This is a genomic window from Staphylococcus sp. GDB9P120P, from assembly GCF_017893435.1.
Lineage (GTDB): Bacteria > Bacillota > Bacilli > Staphylococcales > Staphylococcaceae > Staphylococcus > Staphylococcus cohnii.
Genome location: NZ_JAESNB010000002.1, coordinates 861,662 through 878,712, shown reverse-complemented (window position 1 = coordinate 878,712; position 17,051 = coordinate 861,662). Strand labels below are relative to the sequence as shown.

20 protein-coding genes are annotated in these 17,051 nt (G+C 32.7%); 2 read left to right on the top strand and 18 right to left on the bottom strand.

Annotation, left to right across the window (positions count from 1 at the left end; genetic code table 11):
• The first annotated feature begins 16 nt into the window (after nt 1-16).
• Nucleotides 17-1,966 carry an IucA/IucC family protein gene (locus tag KA856_RS04065; protein WP_181187387.1) on the top strand — a complete coding sequence of 650 codons (1,950 nt, stop codon included), beginning with the start codon at nt 17-19 and terminating at the stop codon, nt 1,964-1,966.
• 72 nt (nt 1,967-2,038) lie between these two features.
• On the opposite strand, the gene KA856_RS04060 is transcribed toward KA856_RS04065, so the two are convergent.
• From KA856_RS04060 to KA856_RS04035, 6 genes are all read right to left on the bottom strand, one after another.
• A complete protein-coding gene (locus tag KA856_RS04060) occupies nt 2,039-2,545 on the bottom strand; it encodes an Asp23/Gls24 family envelope stress response protein (protein ID WP_107383891.1) in 507 nt (168 codons plus the stop codon).
• A 59-nt stretch (nt 2,546-2,604) separates the two neighbouring features.
• Nucleotides 2,605-2,844 (bottom strand): DUF2273 domain-containing protein, encoded by a 240-nt coding sequence (locus KA856_RS04055; protein WP_019468675.1) that lies wholly within the window; start codon nt 2,842-2,844, stop codon nt 2,605-2,607.
• Between the two features lie 12 nt (nt 2,845-2,856).
• Nucleotides 2,857-3,393: an alkaline shock response membrane anchor protein AmaP gene (amaP, locus tag KA856_RS04050; RefSeq protein WP_210138507.1), complete on the bottom strand. Its 537-nt coding sequence runs from the start codon at nt 3,391-3,393 to the stop codon at nt 2,857-2,859.
• Between the two features lie 116 nt (nt 3,394-3,509).
• Nucleotides 3,510-5,102 carry a BCCT family transporter gene (locus tag KA856_RS04045; protein WP_107383893.1) on the bottom strand — a complete coding sequence of 531 codons (1,593 nt, stop codon included), beginning with the start codon at nt 5,100-5,102 and terminating at the stop codon, nt 3,510-3,512.
• 342 nt (nt 5,103-5,444) lie between these two features.
• Nucleotides 5,445-6,452: a zinc-binding alcohol dehydrogenase family protein gene (locus KA856_RS04040; RefSeq protein WP_107383894.1), complete on the bottom strand. Its 1,008-nt coding sequence runs from the start codon at nt 6,450-6,452 to the stop codon at nt 5,445-5,447.
• 17 nt (nt 6,453-6,469) lie between these two features.
• Nucleotides 6,470-7,477, bottom strand: a complete 1,008-nt coding sequence (locus KA856_RS04035; protein WP_107383895.1) for an NADP-dependent oxidoreductase — start codon at nt 7,475-7,477, stop codon at nt 6,470-6,472.
• 143 nt (nt 7,478-7,620) lie between these two features.
• Here KA856_RS04035 and KA856_RS04030 point away from each other — a divergent pair, with 143 nt between their 5' ends.
• On the top strand, nt 7,621-8,616 hold the full coding sequence (locus KA856_RS04030) for an LLM class flavin-dependent oxidoreductase (protein ID WP_107383896.1): 996 nt from the start codon (nt 7,621-7,623) through the stop codon (nt 8,614-8,616).
• Nucleotides 8,617-8,695: 79 nt separating this feature from the next.
• Here the strand turns inward: KA856_RS04030 and KA856_RS04025 are convergent, their stop codons facing one another.
• From KA856_RS04025 to rpmJ, 12 genes are all read right to left on the bottom strand, one after another.
• A complete protein-coding gene (locus tag KA856_RS04025) occupies nt 8,696-9,568 on the bottom strand; it encodes an alpha/beta hydrolase (RefSeq protein ID WP_107383897.1) in 873 nt (290 codons plus the stop codon).
• 247 nt (nt 9,569-9,815) lie between these two features.
• Entirely contained in the window at nt 9,816-10,208 is a 393-nt protein-coding gene (rpsI, locus tag KA856_RS04020) for a 30S ribosomal protein S9 (protein WP_019468668.1), read from the bottom strand.
• 19 nt (nt 10,209-10,227) lie between these two features.
• Nucleotides 10,228-10,665 (bottom strand): 50S ribosomal protein L13, encoded by a 438-nt coding sequence (gene rplM / locus KA856_RS04015; RefSeq protein WP_107383898.1) that lies wholly within the window; start codon nt 10,663-10,665, stop codon nt 10,228-10,230.
• Between the two features lie 202 nt (nt 10,666-10,867).
• On the bottom strand, nt 10,868-11,674 hold the full coding sequence (gene truA / locus KA856_RS04010) for a tRNA pseudouridine(38-40) synthase TruA (protein ID WP_107386077.1): 807 nt from the start codon (nt 11,672-11,674) through the stop codon (nt 10,868-10,870).
• Between the two features lie 3 nt (nt 11,675-11,677).
• Complete coding sequence (locus KA856_RS04005; RefSeq protein ID WP_107383900.1) at nt 11,678-12,484, bottom strand: energy-coupling factor transporter transmembrane component T family protein; 807 nt, start codon at nt 12,482-12,484, stop codon at nt 11,678-11,680.
• The gene (locus KA856_RS04000; protein WP_107383901.1) at nt 12,474-13,337 is read right to left on the bottom strand and encodes an energy-coupling factor transporter ATPase; all 864 of its coding nucleotides are present in this window, start codon (nt 13,335-13,337) and stop codon (nt 12,474-12,476) included. The genes KA856_RS04005 and KA856_RS04000 overlap by 11 nt, the downstream gene beginning before the upstream one ends.
• The gene (locus KA856_RS03995) at nt 13,334-14,146 is read right to left on the bottom strand and encodes an energy-coupling factor transporter ATPase (protein ID WP_019468663.1); all 813 of its coding nucleotides are present in this window, start codon (nt 14,144-14,146) and stop codon (nt 13,334-13,336) included. Before KA856_RS03995 ends, KA856_RS04000 begins: the two co-directional genes overlap by 4 nt.
• A gap of 567 nt (nt 14,147-14,713) precedes the next feature.
• A complete protein-coding gene (rplQ, locus tag KA856_RS03990) occupies nt 14,714-15,082 on the bottom strand; it encodes a 50S ribosomal protein L17 (protein WP_019468662.1) in 369 nt (122 codons plus the stop codon).
• 18 nt (nt 15,083-15,100) lie between these two features.
• Entirely contained in the window at nt 15,101-16,045 is a 945-nt protein-coding gene (locus tag KA856_RS03985) for a DNA-directed RNA polymerase subunit alpha (protein ID WP_210138506.1), read from the bottom strand.
• Between the two features lie 76 nt (nt 16,046-16,121).
• Nucleotides 16,122-16,511, bottom strand: coding sequence for a 30S ribosomal protein S11 (rpsK, locus tag KA856_RS03980; protein WP_019468660.1), 390 nt, complete (start codon nt 16,509-16,511; stop codon nt 16,122-16,124).
• A gap of 23 nt (nt 16,512-16,534) precedes the next feature.
• Complete coding sequence (gene rpsM / locus KA856_RS03975; RefSeq protein ID WP_107383902.1) at nt 16,535-16,900, bottom strand: 30S ribosomal protein S13; 366 nt, start codon at nt 16,898-16,900, stop codon at nt 16,535-16,537.
• Nucleotides 16,901-16,921: 21 nt separating this feature from the next.
• Nucleotides 16,922-17,035 (bottom strand): 50S ribosomal protein L36, encoded by a 114-nt coding sequence (rpmJ, locus tag KA856_RS03970; protein ID WP_002482634.1) that lies wholly within the window; start codon nt 17,033-17,035, stop codon nt 16,922-16,924.
• Between the last annotated feature and the right edge of the window lie 16 nt (nt 17,036-17,051).

Genomic DNA, 17,051 nt, shown 5'->3' with positions numbered 1-17,051 from the left:
TTTTTAGAGGTGCTTTATGAATTCAAAAAGTATTAACAACAATTTTTTAAATAATATTAACAATGACGAACAACATGCATTTGATTATTTATCATCAATCAATGAACAATGGGCAAAATTGTTCCTAAATATGCTTTTAGAAAGTCGAGATAAAATATCTCAAAGATTAATTTCTTCATTACATAGGGAAAATTTAGTAGAAAGTCGGAGCCACAGTAAGGTTATTTCTAATCAAGATTTGAACATTGAACACTTACCAGCAAACAGTAAATTGTTATCCATTGCGTTTCCTAAACTTAATAAGACACTATATGCAACTATAACAGGAGAACATGCATTTGATCGCTTAGATGTTCAAGGGCCATTTTATATTGAACACAATGGCAGTTACAATAGGGTACAACATCCAAATGAAATATTAAACATTATTTTAACAATATCGCCAGAACTTGATAATGAAGCTAGCACTCAATTTTATGAAGATTTGAACAATAGTGTCACAAATATGGCAATTGCATTAAGCTATCAAGCATACACATTAGAAAACAATAAAAAAAGTTTATATGATTTAATTATAAATTCAGAGGATAGTTATTTGAGTTCTGAACAGTTTGTTATTGAAGGACACCCAATTCATCCGGGAGCTAAATTACGAAAAGGAATGACACCAGAAACTGTAATTAATTATTCAGCGGAATTTGGTAATGCCATATCCTTACAATTTATTTTAATACATAAATCAATAGCAAAAGCTCAAACTTATATTGAAGAAGAAAATGATTTACTTTTTAGAATGTTTGAAGGGTTAGAAGCAGCTGTTATGAATCATGTTGGTCGTGATCAAATTAATCAATATTACGTAATGGTCGTGCATCCATGGCAATACGACCATATATTATTACAGGAGTACAAAGCAGAATTAAATACCAAGAAAGTGATACCAATTGATTATCAACAATCATATTACGCAGGACTATCATTTAGAACATTAATGCCCAAATATCCTGAAAAATTACCTCATATTAAGTTATCAACTAATGTTCATATTACTGGTGAGATAAGAACATTATCTGAACAAACTACAATAAATGGGCCACAGGTAACACGTATCCTTAATGATATTAAACAAAATGATTCATTGTTTAAGCATATAAACGCTGATACAATTGATGAGCTTGCCGGTATTCATTTTTATAACTCATTGGATGAGACAACTATCAGAACAAAAAGAAGTGAACAACTAGGTACATTATTTAGAACCAATATTTATCAATTGATCAAAAATGATACTACACCCATCATTCCTTCAGCATTAGTTACTTCAACTATATATAATGATGAACCATTAATTGTCTCGTTAATTAAAAAATATAAAGAAAAAAATAAACTTCCGACCTTTGAAATAGCTGCTTTATCTTGGATACAACAATACAGCCAAGCCTTAATAGATATCACGATTCCTCTATATGTGAAATACGGAATCGCCCTTGAAGCGCATCTACAAAATTCAATCGCTACATTTACCGAAGATGGGCTTTTAGATACACTTTATTTACGTGATTTTGAAGGGCTACGTATAGATCAAATGCACTTAAATAAGATGGGCTATAGTACTGCAAAATTTCATGAAAAATCTTTAATTTTATCTGACCAACCTCAAACAGTATTCAATAAAGTTTTTTACTCAAGTATTCAAAATCATCTCGGTGAATTAATTGTCAGTATTACAAAATCAAGTGAGCACTCTAATTTTGAAACTCAACTTTGGCAATTGATCCATGATATTTTAATTGCTAAATTAAAAGTTATTGCAAATGATATAGATGACCAACAACGCGTAGAAAATATTAAATCAATTCTATTGGCACCAAAAATAGATTATAAATGTGTTACAACGATGCGCCTCACAGATGAAGCGGATTATTATACTTATATCAAGGTTAGCAATCCATTATATCAGGAATAAAAATACGCTATATGAACGTACAAAAAAACTACCGGTAAAGTAATTACTTTACCGGTAGTTTTGTATTAAGCATTATTGTAAGCCTTTATTTTCGTTGTTTGAATCTTGGCTTTTTTCATTTTTTTGTGACCATTCTTTTCTAGTCATCACGTCTTCAACACGCATATTCACTTCTACAACTTCAAGACCAGTAATATATTTAACTTGTTCTTTTACTAAGTCTGTCACTTTGCGGAAGATTTTAGGTGCAGATTCACCATATTCTAAAATAACTTTTAAATCAACTGCCGCTTGTTTTTCGCCTACTTCAACGCTAACACCTTGTGTTACGTTGTTACTGCTACCAAATGAACTAGAAATGTTATCAACGAAGCCGCCTTTCATTTCTAAAATACCATTTACTTCGCGTGCAGCAATACCAGCAATTTTTTCAATAACTTCGTCTGAGAAAGTTAACTTATTAGTGAATTCTGGTTCTTGTTGCTGTTGTTGTTGCTGTTGTTGCTGTTCTTGCTCTTTTTCTTTTACTCCAGTTTGATTATCATATGCTTGTTTTGCTTTATTATTATCTACTGCCATAATTAATTCTCCTTTTTTATATAAGATTTTAAAATGATTAATTTACTATTTTAAATTAATTAACTCCATCGATTTAAGAAATTCAAAAAATCCTGCTTACGGTCTTTAGTATACCCAATACCAATACCAATTAAACATAAAACAATTATTAATATTGTACTCCAGAAACCTAACGTTAAAAATAAGATAGCGATAATTAGAAATGCTAAAAATCCAATTATTCTCCATTTAAACGTTTTGAAAAAATCAACAACTTCTTGTGTAGAATCTTGTCTTTGTTGGTTATTATTGTTAGCCATGATAACCCTCCCTTACAACACACGTTTGCCTGAGGCTTTTTGATCTCTAACATTAATCTCTAATTTTGAAACTGGTAATTCTGTGAAATGCTCAACATTTTGTTTAATGTCATTTCTTACTTCTTCTGTCAATGAACCAACTTGAACATCACCTGGAACAAAGAAATCCGCTTTTAAAGCAATATGTGATTTCTTTTTCTTGTTATATAGTTTCGCTATAACATTTGGTTGACGAATTTGGTCATATTTTACAAGTGTATCGTATGCAGATTTTTCAACTGCTTTTCTTGATACATAAATATGTCCATCTTCATAGTCTTTATAAAGTCCAGGTTTTCTGTACGTAGGTTTAAACAAGCTAAATACAAGTATTAGACCTATTAAAATCAGTAGGGCTGCTAAGCCAATAAGCGTCGGTTCAAACCAATTAAATTGCTTGAAGTAGTCTTGGTACTCACTAATTCTAGAATCTTTGATATACATAAATAGTAAAAAACCAACGATGACTACGATTAATAGACCTAGTATAAAATTTTTAATTCGCTTCACCTCGTATGACACCTCCTATAGTTAAATTATATGTACATGTCATACATCTTTATACCCCGTTAAATAAAAGTAAAAACATTTTAAATTGAAATTATAATGTATTTGGTAAAATAATTTTAATTACTGTCGTGATGCGTTTGTGATTGACTATTTTTTTCATGGTCTTGACTCGCTTTTCGATATTGTAAATATTTTTCATCTGAAACAAGTAATTTATTGCTAGGCCGTGGTTTTTCAATTGATAATGATTTGAATAACGACCAAATCATAAAGATAATAACGATTGAAAAAGGTAATGCTGCTATGATTAATAAGTTTTGTATTGACTGTGTACCACCTGTATAAATCATAATCATAGCAAATAGTGCTAAAATAACACCCCAACTTACTTTTACTACGCCAGATGGATTAATACTCCCTTTAGAACTCAACATACCTAGCACATAAGTTGCAGAGTCTGCTGAAGTAACAAAGAAAATCATAATTACAATGAGTGTAATAATACTGAGTAAAAATCCTAATGGAAAATGCTCAAGTGTTGCAAATGTTGCAGTTTCAGTTGCCTCTTTAGCAATGTTGGCAATGCCATTTTGCTGTAAATAAATCGCTGACGCCCCGAACACTGCAAAGAATAAAAAACAAACAAGTGCAGGTACAAAAAGTACACCTAAAATAAATTCTTTAATTGTTCTACCTCGAGAAACTCGAGCAATGAATATGCCAACAAAAGGTGCCCAAGAGACCCACCATGCCCAGTAGAAAATTGTCCACTGTTGCAACCATTGGAATTTCTCCCCACCTGATTGTGGAATACGTAAACTCATGTTAAAGAAATTAGCAATATAATCTCCCAATGAGTTAGTAAACGTATTTAAAATGTTTAACGTAGGTCCGACACAAAATAATGCGATTAATACTACAAAAGCTAAAAACATATTAATATTACTTAAGTTTTTAATGCCTTTATCAATACCTGACCAAGCAGACCACGTAAATAACACTGTAGCAATAACAATAATCACAACTTGTGTACCAAAATTAGAAGGTATTTTAAATAAAAAATTTAGACCTTCATTAATTTGTAATGCACCAAATCCAAGTGTCGCAGCAACACCAGTCACTGTGGCGATAATTGCAAGCACATCGATTGCGCCACCTATTGGCCCACGCATCATCTTTTCTCCTAAAACTGGTCTTAATGTAGCACTCACTAATCCAGGATAACCTTTATGAAAATTAAAGTATGCAAACACAAGTCCAACAATTCCGTACACTGCCCATGCATGTATACCCCAGTGGAAAAATGAGAACTGCATCGCTTCATTTATAGCAGTTTGTGTTCCTGCTTTATGTATCGGTGTTAATGTAAATGCATGACTGATAGGTTCAGCTGTTGTCCAAAATACTAAACCAATCCCCATACCCGCACTAAACAACATTGCAAACCATGATTTTAGTGAAAATTCTGGGTCTTCTCCTTCTTCTCCTAAAGTTATTGTTGAATATCTAGAAAATAATAAATAAATAGATACAACTAAAATAGCTAATACTAATAGTAAATAATACCATCCAAAATTTACTGCAATAAAATTGGTAATCGCTTGTGTAACCGATTCTAATTGTTTAGGCGCAATTGCGCCATAAATAACAAATAGCGTACAAATCGTTAGCGCTACCCAAAAAACTACTGTTAATTTTTTAAGACGCATATTAACATGACACTCTCCCTTTACTTTATGTGTCATATATACCCTTACATCGTGGTAATATGCGTAATTTATGAATTTAATTGTATTTAACACTTTAATTTATACATTTTATATCTTAAATTGTGCGTATATTCAAAAGTAATAATTTTCGATATTGATATTGTGAGAAACCGTTACTTTGAAAAAATAAAGGAGCAAAATAACAATCAAATATATTGTTTTGATTGTCTTTGCTCCTTTGTAGCAGCTATTTTATTGAAAGCTGTTAAACTTTTATAGTATTGCTTAACAATAAGAATTTCTCAATAGCAGTGTTCATATTTATAACATCGTGCACTTTTACTAAATAGAAATAACTAATTTGCCAACCATGCTGTGGTTTTCCATTTTTTTATGCGCTTCATAAATATTATCTGCTGTTAATCCTTTTAACACTTCATTTGCTGTTGGTTTATAGTCGCCTGATTCTACTTTGTTAGTGATATCTTTTAAATAGGTACCATGAATAGACATATCTTCTGTTTTATTTAACGGTCTTGAATACATATATTCATGTGTAAAGGTTACACTTTTAGGCTTCAATAAATTTAAATCTTGCTTATTGTTGAAAGCAACAATTGTAGCAATCTTACCGCGTGGTTTTACTAATTCAATCATTTTTTCGTAATACAAGTCCGTATCAAAAGTACAAAATATATAATCTACTTCACTAATTTCATATTTTTTAAATTCATCTGTCAGATTATTTTTATGATTCAACACGATGTCTGCACCTAATGATTTTGACCAATTATACGTTTCATTGCGAGATGCAGTGGTGATGACGTGTAGCCCGTAATACTTTGCTATCTGTGTTGCGATACTGCCTACGCCACCTGCGCCATTAATTATTAATATGGACTTGCCTTTATTTTCTTCTGGATTATGAGAAATATTAAAAACATCAAAAAGCGTTTCTGAAGCTGTTAAACCAGTTAAAGGGAGACTTGCCGCTTCAACATCACTAATATTACTCGGCTTCAATGCTACCAATCGTTCATCAACAAGTTGATATGTCTGATTCGATCCTTGATACGAAGGTGAACCTGAATAATAAACTTCATCGCCAATCTTAAATTGTTTAACATCTTCGCCTATAGCTTCTACAACACCTACAGCATCATATCCTAAAATTCTTGGCGACTCATTTATAGACGATTGTCTAATTTTCGTATCTACTGGATTCACACTAATAGCAGTTAAACGCACTAATAATTCATATTGCTGAGGCTTTGGCTTCTCTATATCCATTTCATAAAATTGATTACCCTCATCTAATGTAAACGGTCTATCTGCAGCAATTGCTTTCATATGTGCATCTCCTTTACTTATAAATTGTCTGAAACTTGGACCACTTGTTTACCAAAATTATCTCCAGTAAATAAATTTCTAAATGCATTAGGCACGTTTTCAAATCCTTCTACGATCGAAGTTTTTGTTTTTATTTTATCTTCATTTACCCACTGAGCAAGCTGTTGACTCGCTTGTTTAAAGTCATCAGCAAAATTTGCAACAACAAATCCTTTCATAAGTGCTTGTGATTTTATCAAAATCGGCTGAATACGTGGTCCGTGCTCAATACTTTTATCATTATAGCCAGAAATTGCACCACATACTGGAATTCTAGCAAATTGATTTAAGTGTTTCATTACTTCATCTGCAATGTGTCCACCAACATTTTCAAAATAAACATCTACACCATCTGGAACTGCTTGAGCTAATTGTTCTGAGAAGTTATCAGCTTTATAATCTACACTAGCATCAAATCCTAATTGTTCAGTTAAATATTTCGTTTTGGTTGTTCCGCCTGCAATACCAACCACACGCGCACCTTTTAATTTAGCTATTTGACCTACTACTGAACCGACAGCCCCTGAAGCTGCAGATACAACAACAGTTTCTCCTTCTTTTGGTTGGCCGATTTTTAGCAGACCATGGTATGCCGTTTGACCAGTCATACCTAATACACTTAGATATAAATAAAGTGGAATGTCTCTCTGAGTAATTTTCGTAACTTTTTGAGCTGATACATTTGTATATTTTTGCCAAGGTAACATACCTAATACATAATCACCTTGCTCAAAAGTGTCAGCGTTGGATTGCACTACTTTTCCAACAATATGTCCTGCCAATGGTTCATCTAATTGAAATGGTTGTATATAAGATTTACTATCATCCATTCTGCCACGCATATATGGATCTACCGAAATATATATCGCTTCAACTTGAATCTCATCATTACCAGGCTCATCTATTTCAATAGTTTCGTATCTAAATACATCATCAGAAGGTATGCCTTCTGGGCGTTTTGCTAATACAATGCTTTCTGTTTTCATTATTTTGCCTCCATTTCATATTTTCTTCTATTCTATAGTGATGAAGTTATGCAATCAATCAAATCGCTTATTTGATATTTTGTCCTCGTGTTATGATAAATAAAATGGAGCACTTAAATGATTGTAATGAAGGAGAGTGTAATATGCGATTAAGTATACTAGACTATGTTCCAATATTTGAAGGCAGCGATACTACTCAAGCGATAAATCATTCTGTTGAATTAGCTCAATTTGCAGAATCGCTAGGTTTTTATCGATTTTGGGTTGCTGAACATCACAAAGTATTGTCAGTTGCTTCTAGTGCTCCTGAAATGATAATGATGACTTTGCTAGAAAATACAAATTCGATTCGCATAGGCAGTGGTGGTGTTATGCTTCCTCACTATAGTGCATATAAAGTAGCAGAAGTATTTAAAATACTAGAAGGACGTCATCCCGGCAGAGTGGATTTAGGCATTGGCCGTTCTATGAGTTTTAAAAATGTAAATCAAGCATTAAATGAAAACAAAACAACCAACGTTGATTTTAAAACACAAATTGTGGATTTAACAAACTATTTTAATGATGACATTCAAAGACAAAGATTTCTTGGATTATACGCTACACCTTTAATCAATACACAACCTGATATGCATTTATTGGGCACAAGCCAAAATAGCGCTGAACTCGCTGCACAACTTGGTTTACCCTTTGTCACTGCTTTAATGGGTAAGAATAAAGATAAGGTTAAACAATCCATCGATGATTATCGAAAACTATTTTCAAAACTTCATCCAAACCGAACACCTTATGTTATTATTTCAACTTTTGTAATCACTGCAAATGACATTCAAAAGATTAAAGAATTGGAACAAGCTTTTCATCTATGGTTATTGCGTATTAACTATTTAAAACAACCTAGTCACTATCCATCAATTACATTTGCTCAACAAAGACAACCATCTACTAGAGAACTTGAAAAAATGAGGCAAAATGAACCACGCTTTATCAGTGGTTTACCAAATGAAGTTTACACACAATTACAAGCAATCGCACATAACTACAATGCGGATGAAGTAATGATTCAACCACATGTTTATGGGGAGTCAAACCGCAAAAACGTGTTACAATTATTAGCAATTGAAAACAATCAATTTTAAGTTTTTTATAATGAGTAAATATAGTGACTTCATAACTGTTCAAAAGATAATTCTAATATAATAGAGTTATCTTTTTTATTTATAATTCCCAAAGAAATGCATTAATTTGATCTGTAACTTTTTCATTATCATGAAGCTCGCTATGTTCAGCTTTAGGTCCATAAATTTTGTATGTTTTATAAGTTTTAACATGATTTGATAATAAGTACCTTAACGATTCTGATGATACATTCGTTACTCTACCATCAGAATGCGTCCCGTCTTTTAAATCACCATAAATATTAAGAACTTCAGCGTTTTTAGGATAGTGTGCTTGCATGGATAATAAATCGCGGTATTCTTTTAACATCTTGTTGGGTTTGCCATTTTTGTCTAAATGTATATTTAAGTCTAAACCATTGATATCTACTTCTCCGTTAAAGTTTCCAGCTAAACTAACTTGCTTATTCAACTTAGGTAAAACACTATCATCACCATACTTTAACATATAATAACTAAAAGATTGATTTCCCATTGAATGTGCAACAAAATTAAATTTTTTAAAATGATATTTTGCATTAAAAGCTATCATAACATTTTTGATCCATTGTGCATTTTTTTCTAAATTTTTATTTTCATTATCTTCAAGTATAATTTTTATAATTGGACGCTTCATATTGTTAGATATATTTTTATTAAATGTCACCTTTCCATTTGATGAAACTTTAGCTTCAACAACGTCATTTGTAATATTATTTTGGACTGCCGAATTTACCATGTATTTTTCTGATTGAGTTGTTCCAGAATAACCATGTAAATAAAATGTCGGTACTGATGTTTCACTGGACATGTTTTTAATTAACGTTTTGTTAAACACTTGGTTCATGACCAAAAGAATAATGCTAGAAAAAATAATTAATATTAATACGATACTCAATTTTTTTAAGTGATGATTTAGTTTGTTGAATGTCATATGTATAACCTCTAATACTGTTTTATTTTATTATACTTCATACTATTTGAACTTACTAAAATAAAACAAATTCTTTCTATTTTTACGAGTACAAAAGTTGTATACATTTTTGATTATTTATAAAACAAAAAAACTTCCCATATTAATATGGGAAGTTTGAAACGTTTCTTCTGTTTGACATCAATTACCTAAGCAATTAATGTACCAAATCTGTGAGCGAAAAATATTCGCAACAACATTTGGGAAATTAACGTTTTGAGAATTGTGGTGAACGACGAGCTTTTTTAAGACCTGGTTTTTTACGTTCTTTCATACGTGGGTCACGTGTAAGTAATCCAGCGCGTTTTAATGAACCTCTATATTCAGGATCTGCTTCTAATAAAGCACGTGCAATACCATGACGGATAGCTTGTGCTTGTCCAGTGAAGCCACCACCGTGAACGTTAACTAATACATCATAGTTACCTTTAGTTTCTGTAACATCAAATGGTTGGTTTAAGTCTAAGATTAATGATTCGAATGGTAAGTAGCTACGTACATCAGTGTGGTTAACAGTAATGTTACCTTCGCCAGGTACTAAACGTACACGTGCTACTGAGTTTTTACGACGGCCTGTGCCTTTATATTCAACTTGTGCCAATGTAATTTCCTCCTTTTAATTAACCACGTAACTCGTAGTTTTCTGGTTGTTGTGCAGCGTGTGGATGTTCAGCGCCACCATATACAAATAATTTTTTGCCTTGTTTTTCACCTAGACGTGTGCTTGGTAACATACCTTTAATTGAGTTTTCAAGTAGACGTTCTGGGTTTGTAGCTTTTAACTCACCAGCAGAGATTGATTTGATTCCGCCTGGGTGGTTACTATGACGGTAATACATTTTGTCTTGTTCTTTATTACCAGTGAATTGAATTTTAGCAGCGTTGATGATAATTACATAATCACCTGAATCAACGTGTGGTGTATAAGTTACTTTATTTTTACCGCGTAGAATAGCAGCTACTTCTGATGATAAACGACCAAGTGTTTTACCTTCAGCATCAATAACATACCATTTGCGCTCAATGTTTGCTTCATTAGCCATAAATGTTTGACGCATATAATTGTCCTCCTAGAATAAATAAATGTTTCTTGTCTAATTAAAGTGATATTTAAACTTAAATTCATTTATTTTGTTAATTTATAATTTCTACGTGCTTCTATATCTTGTTACACAATAAGATTCCGGGGCTTATCGTGGGGTGATATAAAACAATACCGTTAGTTATCGTATAATTTTTATGGGGTTTTGTCAATGTAATTCAACTATTTTGTGTAGATTTTTTTTGATATATTTTTATATCTTCACCAAAGTCTCTTTTCAGTGCTTCGGGGGATAAATATATATGTTCCAAATACAATCCATCAGCTGGTGCAGTGAACGGAACTTTATTGCGATCTTTAGCAATTAATAATTGTGGAACTACCTCAGGTTGGAATTTCCCTTTGCCTACTCCAATTAAAAATGCTACTAACACACGCACCATATTATATAAAAATCCCGAACCAGTAACGACATAATCAAAACCATATTCTGTTTTTTCTATTTTACTTTCATATAACGTACGGACTTTACTTTCAACTTCTGTTTTTTGGGAACAAAATCCAGTAAAGTCATGTGTACCAATAAACAAATTGGCAGCTTGTGACATTTTTTCAAAGTTTAAACTTTCTGGTACGTGATTTTTTAAACCACATTCAAATGGATTTTTATTAGGTGATTGATAAACTTTATAGCGATAAGTTTTACCGACACAATCATAACGACAATGGAATGATTCATCTACAAATGAAACATCTTTCACATAAACATCATCAGGCAATGCCCGATTCATCGCATATCGCCATTGATCTGGTGAAATGTTAAGCTCTGTATCAAAATGAAAATATTGTTCTAATGCATGCACGCCACGATCAGTTCGACTACTAGGATGTATTCTAATATGTCGTTTGTGCATGCGTTTAAGTATTTTTTCAAATTGTTGTTGTACGGTTCTACCATTATTTTGAATTTGAAAACCTAAGAATTGACTACCCTGATATGAAATATTTACTAAAACACGAACCATTCTTTACACTCCCATATACTTTAACACAAATAATATTATTGCTATTGGTATAATTGAAATCAATAACAAACTATCAGACCATTGCCAGTCTAATTGACGATAACTTGTTCGCTGTTTGTTTGTTTCATAACCACGGACTTCCATTGCAATGGCTAAATCTTCTGCTCTTTGGAAAGCTGAGATAAATAAGGGTATCAATAAAGGAATAAATGCTTTAACTCTGTTAATTAACCCCCCAGAACTGATTTCAGAACCTCTTGATTTCTGTGCTAAGATAATCTTATCTAGCTCATTCATTAAAGTTGGAATAAAACGTAAAGCGATTGACATCATCATACTCAGTAAATGTACAGGAACTTTTATCAACTTTAATGGATATAATAATCGTTCAAACGCATCAGTAAGATCTAATGGACTTGTCGTTAAAGTCATGATCGTAGATACCATAATGATAAACATTAGCCTCAACACAATATAAATACCTTCTAAAACGCCCTGAGTATCAATTGAAATAAACCCTATCTCAAATATACGCATACCACCTTTAGTTAAAAACAAATGCATTAAAAAGGTGAAAATCAGAAAAATCCATATAGGTGTTAATCCCTTTATTAAAAACCAAGATTTTATGTGCGCTGCTTTCATCATGGTTACAATGATCAAGAATAACCATAAATAAGTGATAAATGAATGTGCAAAAAATATTAGTATGATAAATAAAAATACAAATATTAATTTGGCACGTGGATCACGACGATGTACAAAAGTGTCTAATGGAAGATAACGTCCTATAATAAACTTATCTCTCATGTTGTTGCCACTCCTTATACATCTCAGTGAATTCTGATTCGGTTAATGCCGTGCGCTCAAATTTAAATTGATGCTTTGCTTCAATATCTCTCTGTAATTTGACGATGTCTGGTACATCTAAATGCATATCTTTAACATAGTCGTCAGCATTAAACAATTTTCTTGGAGAACAGCTTTCCACTAACTTGCCATGTTTAATAATTTTCACTTCATCAACATATTTTGCAACATCATTCATTTCATGCGTAACTAATATGATTGTTTTATTTTGTTCAAGCTGAAGTTTCTTTAACATTTCCATGATTTGATTTCTACTTTTAGGGTCAAGTCCTGCAGTAGGTTCATCTAAAATAACAATATCTGGATCCATAGCTAATATAGAAGTAATTGCTATTTTTCTCATTTGACCTCCCGACATTTGGAAAGGTGATTGTTCAAGTATATCCCTATTAAAACCGAACTCTAATAATAATTGAAATGCTCGTGTTTTTACTTCTTCAAGTGGCATATTAAAATTTTTAGGTCCGAATAAAATTTCTCGTTCCACGGAGTCTTCAAAAAGTTGTGATTCTGGAAATTGGAATACTACCCCTACACGCTTACGCACTTGCTTTAAATATTTATCTCTAGTCTTGTGCGTAATCATGACCTCATTGACCTCTAAAGCGCCATGTGACGGTTTTAGCAATCCATTAATATGCTGTATTAATGTAGACTTACCAGAGCCTGTTTGACCAATCACTGCATAATACTTACCTTGTTCAAAAGTAGTTACAATCTCTTTCAATGCAAGATGTTCATAAGGTGTTCCTTTTTGATAAACATAGGACACTTGATTGAATTTAACAGTCATAATTTGCTTACCAACCCTTCATAAGAAATATAGTCAGTAACACCTAATAGTTGTTGGCTCATTCTCATTGCAAACGGTAAATCTAAACCTATTTGTGTTAATGCCTCTCCTTTATTAAAAATAACTTGAGGCAAACCTGATTGATATAGAAAGCCTTGGTTTAAAACAACTAAATGATCCGCATCTATAGCTTCAGATAAATCATGAGTGATGGATATAATTGTCACATCTTTTTCTTCCTTTAAACGATGTATGAGTGAAATTAATTCTGTTCTACCTTCTGGATCTAACATAGACGTCGCTTCATCTAATATGATGATATCTGTATTTAATGCTAAAACACCTGCGATAGCGACACGCTGTTTTTGGCCACCAGAAAGTGATTGCGGCTCATATGTAGCTCTGTCCAGCATATCTACATCCGCTAATGCTTTAGGCACAATTTCATGCATTTTCTCGTAAGTCATAGCATTATTTTCTAAACCAAATGCTACATCAAATTCCACAGTAGACCCAACAAATTGATTTTCTGGATTTTGAAATACAATTCCTATATGCTGTCTCAACTTATTTAAGTTATCGTCATTGATACTAACACCGTTTAAATATATTTGGCCCTCAAAAGGTTTTTGAATGCCTATCATCAGTTTTGCTATCGTTGATTTACCTGAACCATTATGACCTACTATAGAGGTCCATTTGCCTCTAGGAATGCTAAATGATACATCATTTAACGCAAGTGGTTCATCGCTATTATATTTAAAAGATACATGATCAAATTTAATTATTTCTTCTGCTTGCGTTATCATACCAGTTATCTCCTAAATCAAAAATATTAATCATATACTTAATCATTTTACATGAAAAACGATAAATAAGCACTTCATCTTCATTAATTTCTCTTTTAAATTTTATTTATTGAGACACGCATAAAGATAATTTTGAGCATAAAATACACTTCTCATTAATATAAATAGTTAACAATTATTGTTTCTTAGCAATTTATCTACTTTTAAATTTATGAACAAAATATTGCCTAGTTAGAACTTCTTATGCATTGGCTCTATGAATGTATTCCTTTACCTTACCCAAATTAAGGCTCAGCGGTTCGCTATTGCTTCGCAATTGCATAAGTCCCCCTAAATTCTTCGAATTAAGGCTCAGCGGTTCGCTATTGCTTCGCAATTGCATAAGTCCCCCTAAATTCTTCGAATTAAGGGGGACTAACAAAAAAAAGCGCGCACCCCATCATATTTGAGTTCACGCTTTAAAATTTATTAAGTTTGATGGGGTACTCTGAGCTAGACAATATTTGTATGTGGCAAACATTATCGTTGCACTCATTTGCTTTATACATAGTAGTATGTGTATTTAAATTAAACTAATTCTATAATTACTGATTCAGCACCGTCACCGCGACGAGGGCCTACTTTAAGGATACGTGTGTAACCACCTTGACGTTCTGTATAACGTTCAGCAATTTCACCAAATAATTTTTGAAGTGCAGTTTGTGTAGTTTCATCTTCATTTAAGACTTCAACATTACGTAAAGTTTTAGCAGCTTGACGACGAGATGCTAAATCTCCTTTTTTACCTAAAGTGATTAATTTTTCAACAACACTACGTAATTCTTTTGCACGTGCTTCTGTCGTTTCAACACGTTCACTAACAATAAGTGAAGTAGCTAAGTCACGTAACATCGCTTTACGTTGATCAGAAGTACGACCTAATTTTCTGTAACCCATGAGTTAACCTCCTTTTTATTAATCTTCTTTTCTAAGACCTAAGCCTAGATCTTCAAGTTTATATTTAACTTCTTCTAATGATTTGCGTCCTAAATTGCGCACTTTCATCATATCTGCTTCAGATTTATCAGCTAATTCTTGAACAGAATTAATACCTGCGCGTTTCAAACAGTTATATGAACGGACAGATAAGTCTAATTCTTCTATAGACATTTCAAGTACTTTTTCTTTTTGATCTTCTTCTTTTTCAATCATGATTTCAGCATTTTGTGCTTCATCAGTTAATCCAACGAAGATGTTCAAATGTTCAGTTAGGATTTTTGCCGCTAGAGAAACAGACTCTTGTGGCGTAATTGAACCATTAGTCCAAACATCCAAAGTTAATTTATCAAAATCACTACTTTGACCTACACGTATGTTTTCTACAGTATAGTTAACACGTTCTACTGGTGAATATAGTGAATCCACTGGAATTACACCAATTGGTAAATCACTAGTGTTATTTTGTTCTGCTAATGCGTAACCTCTACCCTTATTAGCAACAAGACGGATTTTTAAATGTCCACCTTTAGATACTGTTGCGATTTTAATCTCAGGATTTAAAATCTCTACATCACTATCATGCGTGATGTCGCTTGCAGTAACTTCGCCTTCATCTTTTACATCAATCTCTAATGTTTTATCTTCTTCAGAATAAATTTTCAATGCTAGCTTTTTGATGTTCATAATAATTGTTGAAACATCTTCTACAACATTATCTATTGCTGAGAATTCATGTAATACACCTTCGATTTCGATGTACTTAACGGCTGCACCTGGTAATGAAGATAGTAGGATACGACGTAAGGAGTTTCCTAGTGTAGTACCGTAGCCACGTTCTAGTGGTTCAACAACGAACTTACCGAATTTAGCATCTTCACTAATTTCAATTGTTTCAATTCTAGGTTTTTCGATTTCAATCATTTACAAATATCCTCCTTGATTACGTCGACTTGAATTGTACTGTGTTTCTCAGTGACTTGCGACAATAACGATAATATTATACGCGACGACGTTTTGGTGGACGACAACCATTATGTGGTACTGGAGTAACGTCACGGATTGCAGTTACATCTAATCCAGCTGATTGTAATGCACGGATCGCTGATTCACGACCTGGGCCAGGACCTTTAACAGTAACTTCAACAGTTTTTAAACCATGTTCCATAGCTGCTTTAGCTGCAGTTTCTGATGCCATTTGTGCTGCAAATGGTGTTGATTTTTTTGATCCTTTAAATCCAAGTGCACCTGCTGATGACCATGATAAAGCATTACCAAATTCATCAGTAATAGTTACGATTGTATTATTGAATGTTGAGCGGATGTGTGCCACACCATTCTCAATATTCTTTTTCACTCTACGTTTACGAGATACTTGTTTACGTGCCATTTAAAATTTGCCTCCTTTACCTATTATTTTTTCTTGTTAGCTACAGTTTTAACTGGGCCTTTACGAGTACGAGCATTGTTTTTTGTCTTTTGTCCGCGTACTGGTAAACCACGACGGTGACGGATACCACGGTATGATGAGATTTCCATTAAACGTTTAATGTTTAAGTTTTGCTCACGACGTAAGTCACCTTCTACTTTATAATTGTCTACTACTTCACGGATACGACCTAATTCGTCATCAGTTAAGTCTTTAACGCGAGTATCTGTAGATACATTAGCTTCTTCAACAATTTTTTGAGCTGTAGTAGTACCGATACCATATACATAAGTTAAAGAAATAACAATACGTTTTTCACGTGGAATATCTACTCCTGCAATACGTGCCATAATTATTTACACCTCTCTTTATTAACCTTGTCTTTGTTTGTGTTTTGGATTGCTACAAATTACCATTACTTTACCTTTACGTTTAATGACTTTACATTTTTCGCAAATTGGTTTTACTGATGGTCTTACTTTCATTTTAATACCTCCCTAT

What these genes read in the sequence shown, in the direction of transcription:
- KA856_RS04065 (WP_181187387.1), top strand. Translation starts at nt 17, where the DNA reads ATGAATTCAAAAAGTATTAACAACAATTTTTTAAATAATATTAACAAT.
- KA856_RS04060 (WP_107383891.1), bottom strand. Translation starts at nt 2,545, where the DNA reads ATGGCAGTAGATAATAATAAAGCAAAACAAGCATATGATAATCAAACT.
- KA856_RS04055 (WP_019468675.1), bottom strand. Translation starts at nt 2,844, where the DNA reads ATGGCTAACAATAATAACCAACAAAGACAAGATTCTACACAAGAAGTT.
- KA856_RS04045 (WP_107383893.1), bottom strand. Translation starts at nt 5,102, where the DNA reads ATGCGTCTTAAAAAATTAACAGTAGTTTTTTGGGTAGCGCTAACGATT.
- KA856_RS04040 (WP_107383894.1), bottom strand. Translation starts at nt 6,452, where the DNA reads ATGAAAGCAATTGCTGCAGATAGACCGTTTACATTAGATGAGGGTAAT.
- KA856_RS04035 (WP_107383895.1), bottom strand. Translation starts at nt 7,477, where the DNA reads ATGAAAACAGAAAGCATTGTATTAGCAAAACGCCCAGAAGGCATACCT.
- KA856_RS04030 (WP_107383896.1), top strand. Translation starts at nt 7,621, where the DNA reads ATGCGATTAAGTATACTAGACTATGTTCCAATATTTGAAGGCAGCGAT.
- KA856_RS04025 (WP_107383897.1), bottom strand. Translation starts at nt 9,568, where the DNA reads ATGACATTCAACAAACTAAATCATCACTTAAAAAAATTGAGTATCGTA.
- rplM (WP_107383898.1), bottom strand. Translation starts at nt 10,665, where the DNA reads ATGCGTCAAACATTTATGGCTAATGAAGCAAACATTGAGCGCAAATGG.
- truA (WP_107386077.1), bottom strand. Translation starts at nt 11,674, where the DNA reads ATGGTTCGTGTTTTAGTAAATATTTCATATCAGGGTAGTCAATTCTTA.
- KA856_RS04005 (WP_107383900.1), bottom strand. Translation starts at nt 12,484, where the DNA reads ATGAGAGATAAGTTTATTATAGGACGTTATCTTCCATTAGACACTTTT.
- KA856_RS04000 (WP_107383901.1), bottom strand. Translation starts at nt 13,337, where the DNA reads ATGACTGTTAAATTCAATCAAGTGTCCTATGTTTATCAAAAAGGAACA.
- KA856_RS03995 (WP_019468663.1), bottom strand. Translation starts at nt 14,146, where the DNA reads ATGATAACGCAAGCAGAAGAAATAATTAAATTTGATCATGTATCTTTT.
- rplQ (WP_019468662.1), bottom strand. Translation starts at nt 15,082, where the DNA reads ATGGGTTACAGAAAATTAGGTCGTACTTCTGATCAACGTAAAGCGATG.
- KA856_RS03985 (WP_210138506.1), bottom strand. Translation starts at nt 16,045, where the DNA reads ATGATTGAAATCGAAAAACCTAGAATTGAAACAATTGAAATTAGTGAA.
- rpsK (WP_019468660.1), bottom strand. Translation starts at nt 16,511, where the DNA reads ATGGCACGTAAACAAGTATCTCGTAAACGTAGAGTGAAAAAGAATATT.
- rpsM (WP_107383902.1), bottom strand. Translation starts at nt 16,900, where the DNA reads ATGGCACGTATTGCAGGAGTAGATATTCCACGTGAAAAACGTATTGTT.
- rpmJ (WP_002482634.1), bottom strand. Translation starts at nt 17,035, where the DNA reads ATGAAAGTAAGACCATCAGTAAAACCAATTTGCGAAAAATGTAAAGTC.